Below are 15,585 nucleotides of genomic sequence, written 5' to 3' on the forward strand. Positions count from 1 at the left end.
GGCGCGAACGGTCCGTTCGCGCCCTCCGGAGAAGGTCACCGCGGCAGGCCCAGCAGCCGTTCCGCCGTCAGCGACCGCAGCACCTGCGTCGTCCCGCCCGCGATGGACAGGCAGCGCGTCAGCAGGAACTCGTGCTGCGCCGGACCGCCGGCCACCAGCGCCCCCGCCCCCGCCAGCTCCACCGCGAACTCCGCGACGTCCTGCCGGTGCGCGACCCCGAGCAGCTTGCGCACGCTCGATTCCGCGCCCGGGTCCTGTCCCTCCAGCCGGCGCAGGGCCGCTCGCAGGTCGAGCACCGATCCGGCGACCCCGTCGGCCACCAGCGCCCCGAGCCGGTCCAGCGCGACGCCGTCCAGCGCCGAGGCGTCCACTGTGGACACCAGCGCCTGGACGCTCTCCCCCACCGCCGACCCGCTCCCGATGGCGACCCGCTCGTTGGCCAGGGTCGTGCGCGCCAGCCGCCAGCCGCCACCCGGGACACCGACCACGTCCGCGTCGGGGACGAACACGTCGTCGAGGAACACCTCGTTGAACACGGCATCGCCGGTGATCTCGCGCAGCGGCCGCGTCGTGATCCCCGGCGCGCGCATGTCGACCAGGAAGTACGTGATCCCCTGGTGCTTGGGCGCGTCCGGGTCGGTGCGCGCCAGGCAGATGCCCCAGTCGGCTTCGCGGGCGAGCGACGTCCACACCTTCTGCCCGGTCAGCCGCCAGCCGCCGTCGACGCGCCGCGCCGCCGTCCGCAGCGACGCCAGGTCCGACCCCGCGCCGGGCTCGCTGAACAGCTGGCACCAGGTGAGCTCGCCCCGCAGCGTCGGCCGGGCGAACCGTTCGCGCTGCTCGTCGCTGCCGTGCTCGAGGATCGTCGGCACCGCCCACGCCCCGATCACCAGGTCCGGCCGGCGGACCCCGGCCGCGGCGAGCACGCCGTCGATCCGCAACTGCTCCGCGGCGCCGGCACCCCGGCCGTAGGGCGGCGGCCAGTGCGGCGTCAGCAGCCCGGCGTCCGCCAGGGCGACCCGCTGCGACGACACGGGCAACGCCGCGATCCGCGCCACTTCCTCCACCAGCGAAGGGTCTTCGCCGACGTCGACACCCAAGGTGCGCTCGGTGCCGGCGAGAGCGAGCGAAGCAGCTTGACGGCGCCAGGGACCCGAGCCCCCGAGCCACTGCCGCAGCGCGACGGCCCGGCGCAGGTAGAGGTGCGCGTCGTGCTCCCAGGTGAAGCCGATCCCGCCGAGCACCTGGACGCAGTCCTTGGCGTTCGCGACCGCCGCGTCGAGGGCGACGGCGGCCGCGCTCGCCACCGAAAGCGGGTGCCGTCCCGAAGCCGCGTCCCAGGCCAGCGCTTCGGCCGCTTCGGCGCGGCAGAGCATCTCCGCGCACAGGTGCTTGACCGCCTGGAACGCGCCGATCGCCTGGCCGAACTGCTCGCGCACCTTGGCGTACTCGACGGCGACGGTCAGGCACCGCCGCGCCACCCCGGCCGCCTCGGCGGCGGCCAGCACGGCTGCGAGCGGACGCACCGGCGGCAGGGTCAGGACCTCGGACCCGGCCCCGGAGAACCGGATCCGCGCCAGCGGACGCGAGAAGTCGAACGGGGAGACGGGCTCGACCGTCACCCCGGGCGTCCCGGGCGCGAGCAGCACGTGCCCGCCGTCGACCGGCACCAGCAGCCAGGACTCCGGGGTGGCGCCGGGTACGGGCCCGCTGACGCCGTCTTCGAGCGGGTCCAGCAGCACGGCGATCGACGCGTCGCCCTCGGCGACCGCTTCGAGGAGCTCCTTCGCCGGCGGGACCTCCGCCAGCAGGAGGCCGCCCAGCGCGGTGCCGAGCACCGGACCGGGAACGAGTTCTTCGGCCGCCGCGGCCAGGCCGGCGGCCAGATCGGCGGTACTCCCCTCGGCACCGCCCACCGCGGCCGGCAGGGCGACCCCGAACAGGCCGAGCCCGGCGAAGCCCGCCGGCAGACCAGCCCCGCTTTCCGCCGCGCGCACCGCCTCTCGCGGGTGGTGCGCGCTCGCCCAGGCGTGGATCGCCTCGGCCAGCGCGGCCTGTTCCTCGGTGAGCGCGACCGGCATGGGGCCTCCTCGCGGTACTGGACACTACTCGCAAGTGTAGAACGTGTTACAGTTTTTCGGCCAGTGGGTCGATTGTTGAACGTTTCGCCAGGCGAGGTACGCTACGTCGTGAACTGGAACAAGTTCCGGAGGACGGGGGAACACCGATGCCCGGCAAGACCAAGGCGCGCGGCAACGGCATGAGCGCGATCGGGGCCGACGAACTCGGCTCCGCCGCCCAGCGCGACCGCCGTCGCCGGATCATCGACGCCACCCTGGCCCTGGCCTCGAAGGGCGGCTACGACGCCGTCCAGATGCGCGCCGTCGCCGAGAAGGCCGACGTCGCGCTCGGCACGCTCTACCGGTACTTCCCGTCGAAGATCCACCTGCTCGTCTCCGGCCTCGCCCGCGAGTTCGAGCGCGCGCAGGAGAAGCTGGAGCGGCAGGCGATCCCCGGCGAGACGCCGGCCGAGCGGCTGATGTTCGTGCTCGGCCGCAACACCCGGCTGATGCAGCGCGACCCGCACCTGACCGAGGCGATGGTGCGGGCGTTCATGTTCGCCGACACCTCCGCCGCGGCCGAGGTCGAGCAGGTCGGGCGGCTGATGGAGAACATGTTCGCCCAGGCCATGGGCATCTCCGAGCCGACCGAGGCCGACCGCGACATCTTCCACGTCGTCGCGGACGTCTGGATGGCGAACCTGGTGGCCTGGGTGACGCGCCGCGCGTCGGCCGCCGACGTCGCCAACCGCCTCGAGCTGTCGGTCCACCTGCTCCTGGACAAGTAGCCGCCGCCTCAGCGGTGCGCGGCGGCCACCTTCGCGAGCTCGTCGAGAGCCTTGAGGGTCTCCGCTTCCGGCAGCGTGTCCAGCAGGAACGTGTACCGCTCGACGCCGGCGTCGCGGAAACCGTCGATCACCTTCGGCGTCGTCGGTCCGCCGAACACCGCGAACCGGACGTCGTCGCGGCCCTGGTCGGCGAGCCAGCTCCGGACGCGCTGCGCCTCCTGGTACTTCGTGAAGCCGCGGAGCAGCCAGCCGTCGCCGTACTTGGCGAGGCGGTTCAGCGCCGCTTCGCTCTCCCCGCCGATGTAGATCGGCACGTGCGGCTTCCGCACCGGCTTCGGCCAGCTGAAGATCGGGTCGAGGTCGATGTGCTCGCCGTGGAACTCGGCCTCGTCCTTCGTCCAGATCTCCTTCAGCGCGGCCAGCTGCTCGTCCATCAGCGCGCCGCGGGTCTTGGGGTCGGTGCCGTGGTTGCGCATCTCTTCGCGGTTCCAGCCGACGCCGACCCCGAACAGCGCGCGGCCGTCGGAGACGAGGTCCAGCGACGCCACCTCCTTGGCCGTGTGGATCAGGTCGCGCTGGGGCAGCAGCGCGATCCCGGTCCCGAGCAGCAGCTCCGACGTCGCCACGGCCGCCGCGCTGAGCGCCACGAACGGGTCGAGCGTGCGGTAGTACACGCGCGGCAGGTCGCCCCCGCCGGGGTAAGGCGTTTCCCGGCTGGCGGGGATGTGCGAATGTTCGGCCAGGAACAGCGAGTCGAAGCCGCGTTCCTCCAGCGCCGCGCCCAGCACGTCCGGCCGGATGCCTTCGTCGGTCACGAACGTCGAGATCCCGAATTTCATACTCAACGACTACCACCGGGTTGACAGGGGGTGCACGATGAAGTCATCTCATCACCCGTTGAATAAGGGGGCGGTCATGGACGTTCAGGACGTCGACTTCGAAGAGCTCTACCGGGGCGCCACCCCGATGGGCCGCAAGATGCCGTGGGACCTCGGCGCGCCGCAGCCCGCGGTCGTCGCGCTGGCCGACGCCGGCGAGTTCACCGGCGACGTGCTCGACATCGGCTGCGGCCTCGGCGACAACTCGGCGTTCCTCGCCTCGCGCGGCCTGCGGGTCACCGGGCTGGACGGGGCGCCGTCGGCCATCGAGCAAGCCCGCACGCGCGCGCCGGGCGTCACCTTCGCCGTCGCCGACGCGACGAAGCTGGAGGGCTACGAAGACCGCTTCGACACGGTCCTCGACAGCGCGCTGTACCACTGCCTGTCCGAGGAGCAGCGGCGCCAGTACCTCGCGGCGCTGACCCGCGCGACGCGGCCCGGCGCGACGCTGCACCTCTTCGCCTTCTCACCGGAGATCCCGGACGGCTTCCCGGCGCCGTACCTCATCACCGAGGCCAACCTGCGCGAGACCGTCGGCAAGGACTGGACCATCGAACGCCTCGAACCGACGCGCTACACGACGTCGATGACGCCCGAGGAGCTGCGGCAGAGCGTCCGGACGATCCTGGACCAGGACCCGGCCGAGCTAGCGGGGCTGGACACCGACGCCGAAGGCCGGGTGCTGGTGCCGGTCTGGCAGCTGAAGGCCACCCGCCGCTAGACGTTGCGCCGGTACTGACCGCCCACCTCGAAGAACGCCTCCGTGATCTGACCGAGCGTGCACACCCGCGCGGCGTCCATCAGCACCCCGAACAGGTTGCCGCCGCGGGTGGCCGCCTCGCGCAGCGACTTCAGCGCCTGCTGGGCCTCCTCGTGGTGGCGGTGCTGGAAGTCCGCCAGCCGGTCCAGCTGGGACTTCTTCTCGTCCTCGGTCGCGCGGGCGAGCTCGACCTCGACCTCGTCCTCCCCCGCGCGCGGGTTGCGGAACGTGTTGACGCCGATGATCGGCAGCGACCCGTCGTGCTTCTTGCGCTCGTAGAGGATCGACTCGTCCTGGATCTTGCCGCGCTGGTAGCCGGTCTCCATCGCGCCGAGGACGCCGCCGCGTTCGCTGATCCGGTCGAATTCGGCCAGCACGGCCTCCTCCACCAGGTCGGTCAGCTCGTCGATGACGAACGAGCCCTGCAGCGGGTTCTCGTTCTTCGACAGGCCCCACTCCTTGTTGATGATCATCTGGATGGCCATCGCGCGGCGCACCGACGACTCCGACGGCGTCGTGATCGCCTCGTCGAACGCGTTGGTGTGCAAGGAGTTCGCGTTGTCGTACAACGCGCACAGCGCCTGCAGCGTCGTGCGGATGTCGTTGAAGCTCATCTCCTGCGCGTGCAGCGACCGCCCGGACGTCTGCACGTGGTACTTGAGCTTCTGCGACCGCTCGTTCGCGCCGTAGCGCTCGCGCATGGCCACGGCCCAGATCCGCCGCGCCACCCGGCCGAGCACCGAGTACTCCGCGTCCATGCCGTTGGAGAAGAAGAACGACAGGTTCGGCGCGAAGTCGTCGATGTCCATGCCGCGCGCCAGGTACGACTCGACGTAGGTGAAGCCGTTGGACAGCGTGAACGCCAGCTGCGAGATCGGGTTCGCCCCGGCCTCGGCGATGTGGTAGCCGGAAATGGACACCGAGTAGAAGTTGCGGACGCCGTGCTCGATGAACCACTCCTGGATGTCGGCCATCATCCGGAGGCTGAACTCGGTGGAGAAGATGCAGGTGTTCTGGCCCTGGTCCTCCTTGAGGATGTCGGCCTGGACCGTCCCGCGGACGTTGCGAAGCGCCCACTCACGCAGCTCGGCGGCCTCGGCGTCGGACGGCTCGCGGCCGTGCTCCGCCTTGAACTCGTCGAGTTTCTGGTCGATCGCGGTGTTGAGGAAGAAGGCGAGGATCGTCGGCGCCGGGCCGTTGATCGTCATCGACACCGAGGTGTTCGGCGCCGTCAGGTCGAAGCCGTCGTAGAGGACCTTCATGTCCTCGAGCGAGGCGATGGACACGCCGGACGTGCCGACCTTGCCGTAGATGTCGGGGCGCGTGTCGGGGTCGTGGCCGTAGAGGGTCACGGAGTCGAACGCCGTCGAGAGCCGCTTGGCCTCGGAGTCGGCCGAGAGCAGCTTGAACCGGCGGTTGGTGCGGAACGCGTCACCCTCGCCGGCGAACATCCGCGCCGGGTCCTCGCCCTCGCGCTTGAACGGGAACACACCGGCCGTGTACGGGAAGTAGCCCGGCAGGTTCTCGCGGCGCAGGAACGACAGCAGCTCGCCGGACTCGGCGTACCGCGGCAGGGCGACGCGCGGGATCCGGTTGCCCGACAACGTGTCGCGCCACAGCTGCGTGCGCAGCTCCTTGTCGCGGATCTTCACGACCAGCTCGTCCTGGCGGTACTCCTCGGCGAGCGAGCGGAACCGCTCGAGGAGCTTTGTCGACTCGCCGTCCACATCGGACTCGGCCGCGGCGAGCAGCCCGTCGAGCGCGTCGGTCGAGGCGTCCACCTTGGACAGTTCGGCCCGCGCCAGCGCCAGCGCCTCGCGCTTGCGGACCGCGGCGACCTGCGCCTCGGTCTTCGCGTGGTAACCGCGGACGGTCTCGGAGATCTCCGCCAGGTAGCGGGACCGGTTGCCCGGGATGACCGTCGACGCGTCCGTCGAGACCTTGCCCTCGACCTTCGGCAGCGTGCCGGCCGAGACGGTCAGGCCGCGCTCGGCGAGCATCCCGCGCAGGTGCTGGTACAGCGCGGTGACGCCGTCGTCGTTGAACTTCGCCGCGCTCGTGCCGTAGACCGGCATGTCTTCCGGGCCGGAGTCGAAGGCCTCGCGGTTGCGCACCAGCTGGCGCGCGACATCGCGGCGGGCGTCCTCGGCGCCGCGGCGCTCGAACTTGTTGATCGCGACGACGTCGGCGAAGTCGAGCATGTCGATCTTCTCCAGCTGCGACGCGGCGCCGAACTCCGGCGTCATCACGTACAGCGACTCGTCCACGAAGTCGACGATGCCGGCGTCGCCCTGGCCGATACCCGGCGTCTCGACGATCACCAGGTCGAACCCGGCGGCCTTGCACGCCAGGATCGACTCGCGCAACCCGGCCGGGATCTCGCCGGACGTCGTGCGCGTGGCCAGCGAGCGGAAGTACACCGGGGAGCCGTCGAGGCAGTTCATCCGGATGCGGTCGCCGAGCAGCGCGCCACCGCCCTTGCGCCGCGACGGGTCGACGGCGAGCACCGCGATCCGCAGCTTGTCCTCCTGGTCGAGGCGGAAGCGGCGGATCAGCTCGTCGGTGAGCGACGACTTGCCCGAGCCGCCGGTGCCGGTGATGCCGAGCACCGGCACCTCCCGCTTGCCCGCCGCCTCGGTGATGCCGGTCAGCAGGTCGCCGGGCAGCTTCTCGGCCTGCAGCTGGGTGATGACGCGCGAGAGCGAGGCGACGTCGCCGGAGAGCACCTTGTCCAGCGCGGGGGCCTCGGCCGCGAGGTCGGTGTCGCAGGCCTTGATCATCATGTTGATCATGCCCGGCAGGCCCATCTCGTAGCCGTCCTCGGGCGAGAAGATGCGGGCGACGCCGCGCGAGTGCAGCAGCTCGATCTCCTCGCGCACGATCACCCCGCCCCCGCCGCCGAAGACCTTGATGTGGCCGGCGCCGCGCTCGCGCAGCAGCTCCACCAGGTAGGAGAAGTACTCGACGTGCCCGCCTTGGTAAGCAGAGATGGCGACACCCTGGACGTCCTCGGCGATGGCCGCGGTGGCGACCTCGTCGACCGACCGGTTGTGGCCGAGGTGGACGACCTCCGCGCCCTGCGACTGCAGGATCCGCCGCATGATGTTGATCGACGCGTCGTGACCGTCGAAGAGGCTCGACGCCGTCACGAACCGGACGGGGTGCGCGGGGCGGTACAGCTCGCTGCTCATCCCTCCAAAATACTTTGGCTTCCTACTATTGGAAACCCGAGGACCCGTGACGCGGCTCTCACAGCCACTCCGGAGAACTTGACAGCCCCCTGTTCGGCGCTATGTTTAACGAGTCCGTTAATTAACAAGGTGCTGAAATGACGACAGACCAGCTGAGCCGCACGTTCTCCGCGCTGGCCGACCCGACCCGGCGCGCCATCCTCGCCCGGCTTGCGGCGGGCGAAGCGACGGTGAACGAGCTCGCCGAACCGTTCACGATGAGCCTGCCCGCCGTCTCGCGGCACCTGAAGGTGCTCGAACAGGCCGGCCTGATCACCCGCGGCCGCACGCGCCAGTGGCGGCCCTGCCGGCTGGAGGCGAAACCCCTGGAGGACGTCGCCGACTGGGTCGCGGCCTACCGCCGGTTCTGGGACGGCGGCTTCGACCGCCTCGAGGACCACCTGAGGAGGCTGACCGGCGATGCCTGACCTCACCATCACCCGGGTGTTCGACGCGCCCCGCGAACTCGTCTTCTCGGCGTGGACCGAGCCGGACCACGTGGCGAGCTGGTTCGGTCCGCGGGGCTTCACCTGCTCCGCCGTCACCGTCGACGCACGCCCCGGCGGCCGCTGGCGCGCCTGCATCCACTCCCCCGAGGGCGAGGACCACTGGATGCACGGCGTCTACCGCGAGGTCGACGTCCCCGGCCGGCTCGTGTTCACCTTCGCCTGGGAAGCCCAGGGCCACGAGACGCTCGTGACGATCGGCTTCGCCGACCTCGGGGGCAAGACCGAGATGACCTTCACGCAGACCGGCTTCCCGACCGCCGCCGAGCGCGACGGCCACGACGAGGGCTGGACCTCCAGCTTCGAGGACCTGATCGGCTTCATCCGAGGAAAGGACGCCCGATGACCGCCACCCTGCCCGAGATCGTCTCGCCGGAGGAATGGCAGGCCGCGCGCGACGCGCTGCTGGTCAAGGAGAAGGAGCACATGAAGGCGGCCGACCGCCTCGCCGCCGAGCGCCGCCGGCTGCCGATGGTCCGCTTCGACGCGAAGTACGAGTTCGAGAGCGCGGACGGGCCGGTCAGCCTGCTCGATCTGTTCGACGGCCGCCGCCAGCTGATCGTCTACCACTTCATGCTGCACCCCGGCGACGAGGCCGGCTGCCCCGGCTGCTCCCTGCTCGTCGACAACCTGCCGCACCTGGCGCACCTCCACGCCCGCGACGTCACGCTCAAGGTCGTCGCGCCCGCGACGCTGCCGGAGATCGAGCGGTACCGGACGCGGATGGGCTGGGACGTGCCGTGGGTGTCGGCGCACGGCACCGGCTTCACCGAGGACTGCGGTGTCGGGATGGGCTTCGGCGTCAGCGTGTTCCTCCGCGACGGCGACGACGTCTACCGGACGTACTTCACCTCCGGCCGGGGCGGCGAGATGTTCCTGGCCTCGCACCGCTACCTCGACGTCACGCCGCTGGGGCGGCAGGAGGCGTGGGAAGAGGACAGCCACGGCGACGACGCGCCGAGTTCCTGGTGGCGCCGCCACGACGAATACTGAAAATTTCCCGGCCGGGGGTGTCCGGTCTCCGCCCGCGGCTCCGACCTCCCGGTGACACCCCATCAGGAGGAGCGGAAATGCGCGACATCGTCTACATGGTCCACACGTCGTTGGACGGCTGCGTCGAGGGCCCGAACGGCGAGTTCGACTGGCCGGTCATGGGGCCGGAGCTGTCCGAACACTCGCGGGAGATGAACCTCCGCTGCGGCGAGTTCGCCTACGGGCGGAAGGTCTGGGACATGATGGCGGCGTTCTGGCCGACCGCCGAAACGATCTCGGACCACCCGCACGACATCGCGTTCGCGCCCGTGTGGCGCGAGACGCCGAAGATCGTGTTCTCGCGGACGCTGGAGAAGGCGGACTGGAACACCCGGGTCGTCGGGGGCGCGCTGCCCGAAGTGGTCGCGTCCCTGAAGGCCGAACCGGGCAAGGACGTGCTGCTCATGGGCGGCGCCGAGCTGGCGGCCGAGCTGGGCGCCCACGGCCTGATCGACGAGTACCTGGTGTTCGTCCACCCGGTCGTCCTGGGCGGCGGCAAGCGCCCGTTCGCCGACGGCACCGAGCGGCTCGGGCTGGAGCTGGTGGAATCGCGCACGTTCGACGGCCGCGTCGTGCTGCTGCGCTTCCGGCGCGCGTGAGGCGGGCCGGGCCCGGGGGCTTCCCCGGGCCCTGACGGCCTCAGCGGGACTTGGCCGCCCGCAGCGCGATCCACTGGCGCATCGCGTACTCGACCAGCGTGATCAGCGTCTGCTTCGTCGACTCGCGGTCCCGGGCGTCGCAGCGGACGATCGGGATGTTCGGGTCGATCGACAGGGCCTCGCGCACGTCGTTGATGTCGTGCTCCAGCACCCCGTCGAAGGTGTTGATGCCGACGATGTACGGCAGGCCGCGGTCTTCGAAGAAGTCGATCGGGGCGAACGAGTCGGCCAGCCGGCGCGTGTCGGCCAGCACGACCGCGCCGATCGCGCCGCGGACCAGGTCGTCCCACATGAACCAGAACCGCTGCTGCCCGGGCGTGCCGAACAGGTACAGGATCAGGTCCGCGTCCAGCGACACGCGGCCGAAGTCCATCGCGACCGTGGTCGTCGCCTTGCCCGGGGTGTGGTCGAGGTTGTCGACGCCGACGCTCGCGTCGGTCATCATCGCCTCGGTGGTGAGCGGCACGATCTCCGACACCGACCCGACGAAGGTCGTCTTCCCCGCTCCGAAGCCACCAGCCACCACGATCTTGGCGGATGTCATGGTCGGGGGCGCGGTGTCCCGCGGTGCCTTAAAGCCGACGGAGTCCACTCAAAACCCTTTCCATCAACACCAGATGTGCCTCGGCGCCGTCATTGCCCGTTATCGTCTTGTGCACCGTGACCAGCCCCGCGTCGGCCGCGTCGCTGATCAGCACCCGGGCCACCCCCAGCGGCACCCGCAGGGCCGACACGATCTCGGCGACCGAACGGGGGGTCCGGCACTCTTCCATGATCGAGATGCACTCGATCTGCTCCGCGGCGACCTCGGGGAAGCCACCGGTGGCAGCGTAGTCCTTCGCGGAGATCAGTGTCTCCAGCTCCAGGGCGTAGTTCGCCCGGGTGCGGCCACCGGTCAAAGCGTAGGGCCGGACGATCGCCGTCATGTCCTCGGGCGCGGGTGGCTGTTCGAACACCGCGGGCATGACGAACTCGCCGCTGGGCGGACCGGGGTCGAACAGCCCACCCGGCCTGGGACTGTCCCCGTCGGTACTGCCGGGGGGCGAGACTAAAGAGGTCACACGATCTCCTTGGTCGGCCGACGGCGCGGGCGCCGGCGGTTCCGCGGCCGCGTGCGCACCGGCGGCCGGGGGTGGCGGGGACTCCTTGCTCTTCTTGCGCTTCCGGCGGGCACGGCCGGAATCCAGGGTGAACCCGTTCAGGACGTCGGCGAACGTGCCGTCGTCCCCTCGCCCGGCGGGGTAGTGCCCCTCGGGAGGTTCGCCGTCGAATCCGGACCCCGTGCTCATCGCGCCATCATCCCACCGGTTCGCCGATCAGCGACCCCCCGGAGCCCTGAAGCTGGGCGCGCAGTTCCGGGGTGAGGATCTGACCGACGCGATCGACGAGCATGGTCATCTCGTAGGCGACCTGGCCGATGTCGCAGTTGGGGGCGGCGAGCACGGCGAGGCAGGACCCGTCGCTGATCGACATCAGCACCATGATCCCCAGCTCCATCTCGACGACGGTCTCGTTCACCGCCCCGGCCTCGAAGCACCGGGCCGCGCCCTGGGTGAGGCTGACCAGGCCGGAGGCGACCGCGGCGAGCTGGTCGGCCCGGTCGAGCGGGAGCCGGTTCGACGCGGTCAGCAGCAGGCCGTCCGCCGAGACGACCACGGCGTGCGCCACGCCGGGCACCCGCTCCGCGAAGTCGTTCACCAGCCAGCCGAACTGATTCTGCGTCGGCTGCGCGCTACTCGGCGAGGTCATTCACCCTCCAGTGTCTCGTGGTTGGTCTCGGTCGCCCGAGCGGTGCGGTGGCGCCCGCGCTCGATGCCCTGCTGGAAGCTGCGCAGGCGGCCGCGCACGTCGTGTGCGTCCCGTTGTGGTCGGGGGGCCGTGGCCCCGGTGGGCGGTCCGGCGCTGCCCGGAAGCAGCTGCTCCCCGCGACGGCGCCGGGGCAATCCTGCCGAAGTGAAGGTGGCGGGTGTCGACTGGGACACCGCTTGCACCGCCCGCCAGCCCTCATCGGTCCCGAAGTTCCACTCGGCGGTGGCCTCGGCAACGGTCTCTTCAGTCCGCGGCGCCGGGGTTTCGGGAGCCGCCGGGGTGGGTGCGGCGCCCCGGCGGGAGGGCAGGGCCGACGGTGGGACCGGCGGGCGCCCGGCGGTGCCGGAGAGCTGGCCCGGCTCCTGGAAAGCGGTGGGCTGGTCCGCTTGCGGCGGCTGTGGCTCCCGAAGGCCCGAGGGCTGGTCTGCTTGCAGCGGCTGTGGCTCCCGGAGGCCCGAGGGCTGGTCCACCCGCGGCGATTCCGGCTCCTGGAAGGCCGCCGGCGGGGTCGGCTGCCCAGCCGGTCGGCGGCCGGGCAGCCGGCCGGGTTCCTGCCGAGCGGCCTCCGGCGCGGCCGGGCGGTCGCCGGGCTGTCCGGGCTGTCCGGGCTGTCCGGGCTGGTGGAGGGCGCTCGGCTGGGCCGCGGCATCCGGCCGGCCCCGCTGCGGCAGCGCGTTCGGCGCGGCCGCCGGCCGCCCCGGAACCCCGTTCGCGCCCGGCCGGAGCAGCGCGCCCGACGAGAAGCCCTGCGCGAACGACTCCTGCGGAGCCGCGGGCCCGGCCTGCGCCGGAGCACCGGCCTGGGCAGCGGCACCCGGCTGAGCCGAGGCTCCGCCCTGCGCCGAAACACCGGCCTGACCAGCGACACCCGGCTGGACCGATGCCCCACCCTGCGCCGAAACACCCGCCTGACCAGCGACACCCGACTGAACCGAAGCCCCGCCCTGCGCCGGAGCACCCGCCTGACCTGCCGCACCCGGCTGAGCCGAGGCCCCGCCCTGCGCGGCGGCGTCCGGCCGGACGGCCGGCTGTCCGGCTGCCTGCTGGCCCGCCGCCTGGCGGGCCTGCTGCCGTCCGCGCGTCACGCCCTGCTGGAAGCTGCTCAACCGGCCGCGGACGTCCGCCGGGTCGCGGACCGGGAGGTCCGATCGCGCCGGGGCCGGTGCCGGGGCCGGTGGGGTCGGGGTCGCGCTGCCCGGCATCAGCTGTTCGCCGCGCCTGCGGCGGGGCAGGCCCTTGTCGGTGAACGCCGTCGGCTCCGCCTTCGAGACCGCCTGGACCGTGCGGAAGTTCTCGTCGCTGGCGAAGTCCCAGCTGCGGACCTCCTCCGCGGCGACGGGCTCCGCTTCCTCCTCGGCCGCCGGCTCTTCCGGTGCCGCGGCGGCCGGCTTGTCCTCGCGGAACCACGCCGACAGCATCTCGTCGAAGATCGGCGTCGTCTCCGAGGGGTCCGGGGCCCGCTTGGGCGCCGGGGCGGGCTCCGGCTTCGCGGTCGCCTGGCGCCACCAGTCGCTCAACGTCGTTTCGTTGGCGGAGAACAGGTCCTTGCCCGACGGCAGGTCACCCGCCCGCGGCGGGTCCGGCACCGGCAGCACGGCAGGCAGCGTCGGACGCGGCGGCGGGGCGTCGTCGTCCTTCGGCAGCGGGGCGAACAGGTCGGTCCCGGAGATCTCCAGGTCCGACGGCGGGCGCTCGGCGGGCCCGTGGCCGTTCGTCAGCCCGGCGAGGTCGCTCGCCGACGGCCAGCGCTCCTCCCCCATCGCCGGCTGCTGCGGGACCACCGGCTGCGGCCGCGAGTGGCCGTTGACCTGGCGGCGCGGCAGCTGGTTGCCCGCCGCGGGGCTCGCCGGGTGCTGCTGCAGGGCGCCGATCGGGCCGGTCAGCGGGCCGTCGGTCACCGGCATCACCAGCTCCGGCGGAACGACGACCGTCGCGCGGACGCCGACGATGTCCTTGCCGCCGTGCAGCGACACCCCGATCCGGTGCCTGCTGGCCAGCCGGCCGACGACGAACAGGCCCATCCGGCGCGAGGTGGCCAGGTCGACCGACCCGGCCTCGGTCAGCCGGGTGTTCGCCTCGGCGACCTCGGCCTCGTTCATGCCGATGCCCTTGTCGAGGATGTCGACGTTGAGCGAGCCGTCCTCGCCCAGCCGGGAAGCGACCGTCACCGACGTCTCCGGCGCGGAGAACGCCGTCGCGTTGTCCAGCAGCTCGGCGACCAGGCGCATCAGGTCGCTCGCGGCGTACCCGACGATCCGGGCCGGGGGCGGCGGCTGCACCTGGACCCGCTGGTACTGCTCGATCTCCGAGACCGCGGCGCGGAGCATGTCGGTGGTGCCGACCGGCTTGCCCGACCGGCGGCCCGGCTCGGCGCCGGAGAGCACCATCAGGTTCTCGTTGTTGCGCCGCATCCGGGTGGCGAGGTGGTCGAGCTGGAACAGCGTCGCGAGCTGGTCGGCGTCCTCCTCGTCGCGCTCCAGCTGCTCGATCAGCTGTAGCTGCCGCTGCACCAGGCTCTGGCTGCGCCGCGACAGGTTGACGAAGACGCTGCCGAAGCCGGTCCGCATCGCGGCCTGCTCGGTCGCCAGCCGCAGCGCCTGGTGGTGCACCTTGTCGAAGGCGCGCGCCACCTCGCCGACCTCGTCGTCGGTCCGCACCGGCACCGGGACGATGTCCGTGCCCTGCGCGCGGCCCTCCTGGATGTTGCGGACCGCTTCGGGCAGCGCGGTCTCGGCGACGTCGAGGGCGCTGCGCCGCAGCGCCTTCAGCGACCGCAGCAGCTGGCGGGTGATGAGGAAGACGACGGCGACGGCGAGCACCATCGCGGCGAACAGGAGCACCGCGAGCAGGCCCGCGCCGCTGCTGGCGTCGTCGACCAGCTGTGCCGACGTCGCCGACGCCGACGCGCCGAGGCGGTCGGCGACCTGCTTGATCTCGTTGCGCATCCCCGTGGACGCGGCGTTCCAGTCGGCCGCCGACAGGGCCCGGAAGGCGTCGTCGACCGCGTTGGCCGGCGCGTTCAGCACGGACTCGACCATCCGGGCCCGGCTCTGCGCTTGCTTGCCTTCGGCGATCGCCGCGAAGTCGCGCTGCAGCGTGTCGCCCGCCGCGGACCGGAAGTCGACGAGCCGGTCGGCCAGCCGCAGCTCGGCGGCGCGCAGCGTGGCCAGCTCGCTCGGCGACAGCGAAGCGCGCGCGATGCCGTAGGACACCAGTGCCTGGCTGAGCGACACCTGCTCGCCCGCGACGAGCAGCTCGTGCAGCCCGGCGGGCGTGCCGCCGAGGGTGCCGTCGCCCTCGCCGGCGGTGGCCGCGGTGTCGAGGCTGATCAGCGACCCGGTGATCCCGGAGTAGGCGGTGACGGCCTGGGCCGGGTCGAGCTGGCCGCCGTCGACCTGGCGGCGGAGGAAGCCGAGGTTGTTGACCTGCGCGGTGGCCGCGCCGGCGGCACCGGCCACGCCGGGCTCGGCGTCGGCCGCACGGGCCTGCGCCGCGGTGAACGGCCCGGTCGCCGCGTCGGTGGCCTTGCGGGCCGCGGCCAGCTCGGGCGTGCCGCCGACGGTGCCCTCGGTCAGCATCGCCGCGGTGACCGTGCGCTCCTGCTGCAGCGCGCCGGTGAGCGCGCGCGTCTGGCCGCCGAGCGCGACGAGCCGGTCGAGCCGCTGGTACTCGTCCGAGCGGCCGACCTGGCCCGCGATCGTCGTGACGCCGAGGACCAGCGCGAGGACGATGGGGACGACGGTGACGGCCGAAAGCTTGACGGGCAGGCTCCAGTCGCGCCAGCGCACGAGGGCGCGCCACGCGTCCTTCCCCTTGGACCGCCGGGGTGCTCGGCCGAGCAGCTCCCCCACGGGCACCTGACC

General features: G+C 72.1%; 13 protein-coding genes. 6 read left to right on the top strand and 7 right to left on the bottom strand.

Annotated elements, in window-relative coordinates; genetic code table 11:
* Nucleotides 1–35 precede the first annotated feature (35 nt).
* On the bottom strand, nt 36–2,081 hold the full coding sequence (locus tag ACWEVP_RS21870) for an acyl-CoA dehydrogenase family protein (RefSeq protein ID WP_452064408.1): 2,046 nt from the start codon (nt 2,079–2,081) through the stop codon (nt 36–38).
* A gap of 146 nt (nt 2,082–2,227) precedes the next feature.
* On the opposite strand from ACWEVP_RS21870, the gene kstR reads away from it, so the two are divergent.
* Nucleotides 2,228–2,848, top strand: coding sequence for a cholesterol catabolism transcriptional regulator KstR (kstR, locus tag ACWEVP_RS21875; protein WP_091389771.1), 621 nt, complete (start codon nt 2,228–2,230; stop codon nt 2,846–2,848).
* A gap of 8 nt (nt 2,849–2,856) precedes the next feature.
* Here kstR and ACWEVP_RS21880 read toward each other — a convergent pair whose 3' ends face one another.
* A complete protein-coding gene (locus ACWEVP_RS21880) occupies nt 2,857–3,687 on the bottom strand; it encodes an LLM class F420-dependent oxidoreductase (protein ID WP_452064409.1) in 831 nt (276 codons plus the stop codon).
* A gap of 76 nt (nt 3,688–3,763) precedes the next feature.
* Between ACWEVP_RS21880 and ACWEVP_RS21885 the strand changes: the two genes are divergently transcribed.
* Nucleotides 3,764–4,447, top strand: coding sequence for a class I SAM-dependent methyltransferase (locus tag ACWEVP_RS21885; RefSeq protein ID WP_452064410.1), 684 nt, complete (start codon nt 3,764–3,766; stop codon nt 4,445–4,447).
* On the opposite strand, the gene icmF is transcribed toward ACWEVP_RS21885, so the two are convergent.
* Entirely contained in the window at nt 4,444–7,677 is a 3,234-nt protein-coding gene (icmF, locus tag ACWEVP_RS21890; RefSeq protein ID WP_452064411.1) for a fused isobutyryl-CoA mutase/GTPase IcmF, read from the bottom strand. The two genes, ACWEVP_RS21885 and icmF, sit on opposite strands and share 4 nt — an antisense overlap.
* Nucleotides 7,678–7,814: 137 nt before the next feature.
* Here icmF and ACWEVP_RS21895 point away from each other — a divergent pair, with 137 nt between their 5' ends.
* From ACWEVP_RS21895 to ACWEVP_RS21910, 4 genes are all read left to right on the top strand, one after another.
* Complete coding sequence (locus tag ACWEVP_RS21895; protein WP_452064412.1) at nt 7,815–8,144, top strand: ArsR/SmtB family transcription factor; 330 nt, start codon at nt 7,815–7,817, stop codon at nt 8,142–8,144.
* Nucleotides 8,137–8,568 carry an SRPBCC family protein gene (locus ACWEVP_RS21900; protein WP_452064413.1) on the top strand — a complete coding sequence of 144 codons (432 nt, stop codon included), beginning with the start codon at nt 8,137–8,139 and terminating at the stop codon, nt 8,566–8,568. The genes ACWEVP_RS21895 and ACWEVP_RS21900 overlap by 8 nt, the downstream gene beginning before the upstream one ends.
* Entirely contained in the window at nt 8,565–9,215 is a 651-nt protein-coding gene (locus ACWEVP_RS21905) for a DUF899 domain-containing protein (RefSeq protein ID WP_452064414.1), read from the top strand. The genes ACWEVP_RS21900 and ACWEVP_RS21905 overlap by 4 nt, the downstream gene beginning before the upstream one ends.
* A gap of 77 nt (nt 9,216–9,292) precedes the next feature.
* Entirely contained in the window at nt 9,293–9,853 is a 561-nt protein-coding gene (locus ACWEVP_RS21910; protein ID WP_452064415.1) for a dihydrofolate reductase family protein, read from the top strand.
* A 40-nt stretch (nt 9,854–9,893) separates the two neighbouring features.
* On the opposite strand, the gene ACWEVP_RS21915 is transcribed toward ACWEVP_RS21910, so the two are convergent.
* From ACWEVP_RS21915 to ACWEVP_RS21930, 4 genes are read right to left on the bottom strand one after another with little or no spacing between them, the layout of a single operon-like run.
* Entirely contained in the window at nt 9,894–10,505 is a 612-nt protein-coding gene (locus ACWEVP_RS21915) for a GTP-binding protein (RefSeq protein ID WP_257922501.1), read from the bottom strand.
* On the bottom strand, nt 10,486–11,202 hold the full coding sequence (locus ACWEVP_RS21920; RefSeq protein ID WP_452064416.1) for a DUF742 domain-containing protein: 717 nt from the start codon (nt 11,200–11,202) through the stop codon (nt 10,486–10,488). Before ACWEVP_RS21920 ends, ACWEVP_RS21915 begins: the two co-directional genes overlap by 20 nt.
* A 7-nt stretch (nt 11,203–11,209) precedes the next feature.
* Nucleotides 11,210–11,662: a roadblock/LC7 domain-containing protein gene (locus ACWEVP_RS21925; protein ID WP_004561253.1), complete on the bottom strand. Its 453-nt coding sequence runs from the start codon at nt 11,660–11,662 to the stop codon at nt 11,210–11,212.
* Nucleotides 11,659–15,579: a nitrate- and nitrite sensing domain-containing protein gene (locus ACWEVP_RS21930; RefSeq protein WP_452064683.1), complete on the bottom strand. Its 3,921-nt coding sequence runs from the start codon at nt 15,577–15,579 to the stop codon at nt 11,659–11,661. The genes ACWEVP_RS21925 and ACWEVP_RS21930 overlap by 4 nt, the downstream gene beginning before the upstream one ends.
* Between the last annotated feature and the right edge of the window lie 6 nt (nt 15,580–15,585).

It is taken from the genome of Amycolatopsis sp. NPDC003865, from assembly GCF_053605345.1.

What these genes read in the sequence shown, in the direction of transcription:
- ACWEVP_RS21870 (WP_452064408.1), bottom strand. Translation starts at nt 2,081, where the DNA reads ATGCCGGTCGCGCTCACCGAGGAACAGGCCGCGCTGGCCGAGGCGATC.
- kstR (WP_091389771.1), top strand. Translation starts at nt 2,228, where the DNA reads ATGCCCGGCAAGACCAAGGCGCGCGGCAACGGCATGAGCGCGATCGGG.
- ACWEVP_RS21880 (WP_452064409.1), bottom strand. Translation starts at nt 3,687, where the DNA reads ATGAAATTCGGGATCTCGACGTTCGTGACCGACGAAGGCATCCGGCCG.
- ACWEVP_RS21885 (WP_452064410.1), top strand. Translation starts at nt 3,764, where the DNA reads ATGGACGTTCAGGACGTCGACTTCGAAGAGCTCTACCGGGGCGCCACC.
- icmF (WP_452064411.1), bottom strand. Translation starts at nt 7,677, where the DNA reads ATGAGCAGCGAGCTGTACCGCCCCGCGCACCCCGTCCGGTTCGTGACG.
- ACWEVP_RS21895 (WP_452064412.1), top strand. Translation starts at nt 7,815, where the DNA reads ATGACGACAGACCAGCTGAGCCGCACGTTCTCCGCGCTGGCCGACCCG.
- ACWEVP_RS21900 (WP_452064413.1), top strand. Translation starts at nt 8,137, where the DNA reads ATGCCTGACCTCACCATCACCCGGGTGTTCGACGCGCCCCGCGAACTC.
- ACWEVP_RS21905 (WP_452064414.1), top strand. Translation starts at nt 8,565, where the DNA reads ATGACCGCCACCCTGCCCGAGATCGTCTCGCCGGAGGAATGGCAGGCC.
- ACWEVP_RS21910 (WP_452064415.1), top strand. Translation starts at nt 9,293, where the DNA reads ATGCGCGACATCGTCTACATGGTCCACACGTCGTTGGACGGCTGCGTC.
- ACWEVP_RS21920 (WP_452064416.1), bottom strand. Translation starts at nt 11,202, where the DNA reads ATGAGCACGGGGTCCGGATTCGACGGCGAACCTCCCGAGGGGCACTAC.
- ACWEVP_RS21925 (WP_004561253.1), bottom strand. Translation starts at nt 11,662, where the DNA reads ATGACCTCGCCGAGTAGCGCGCAGCCGACGCAGAATCAGTTCGGCTGG.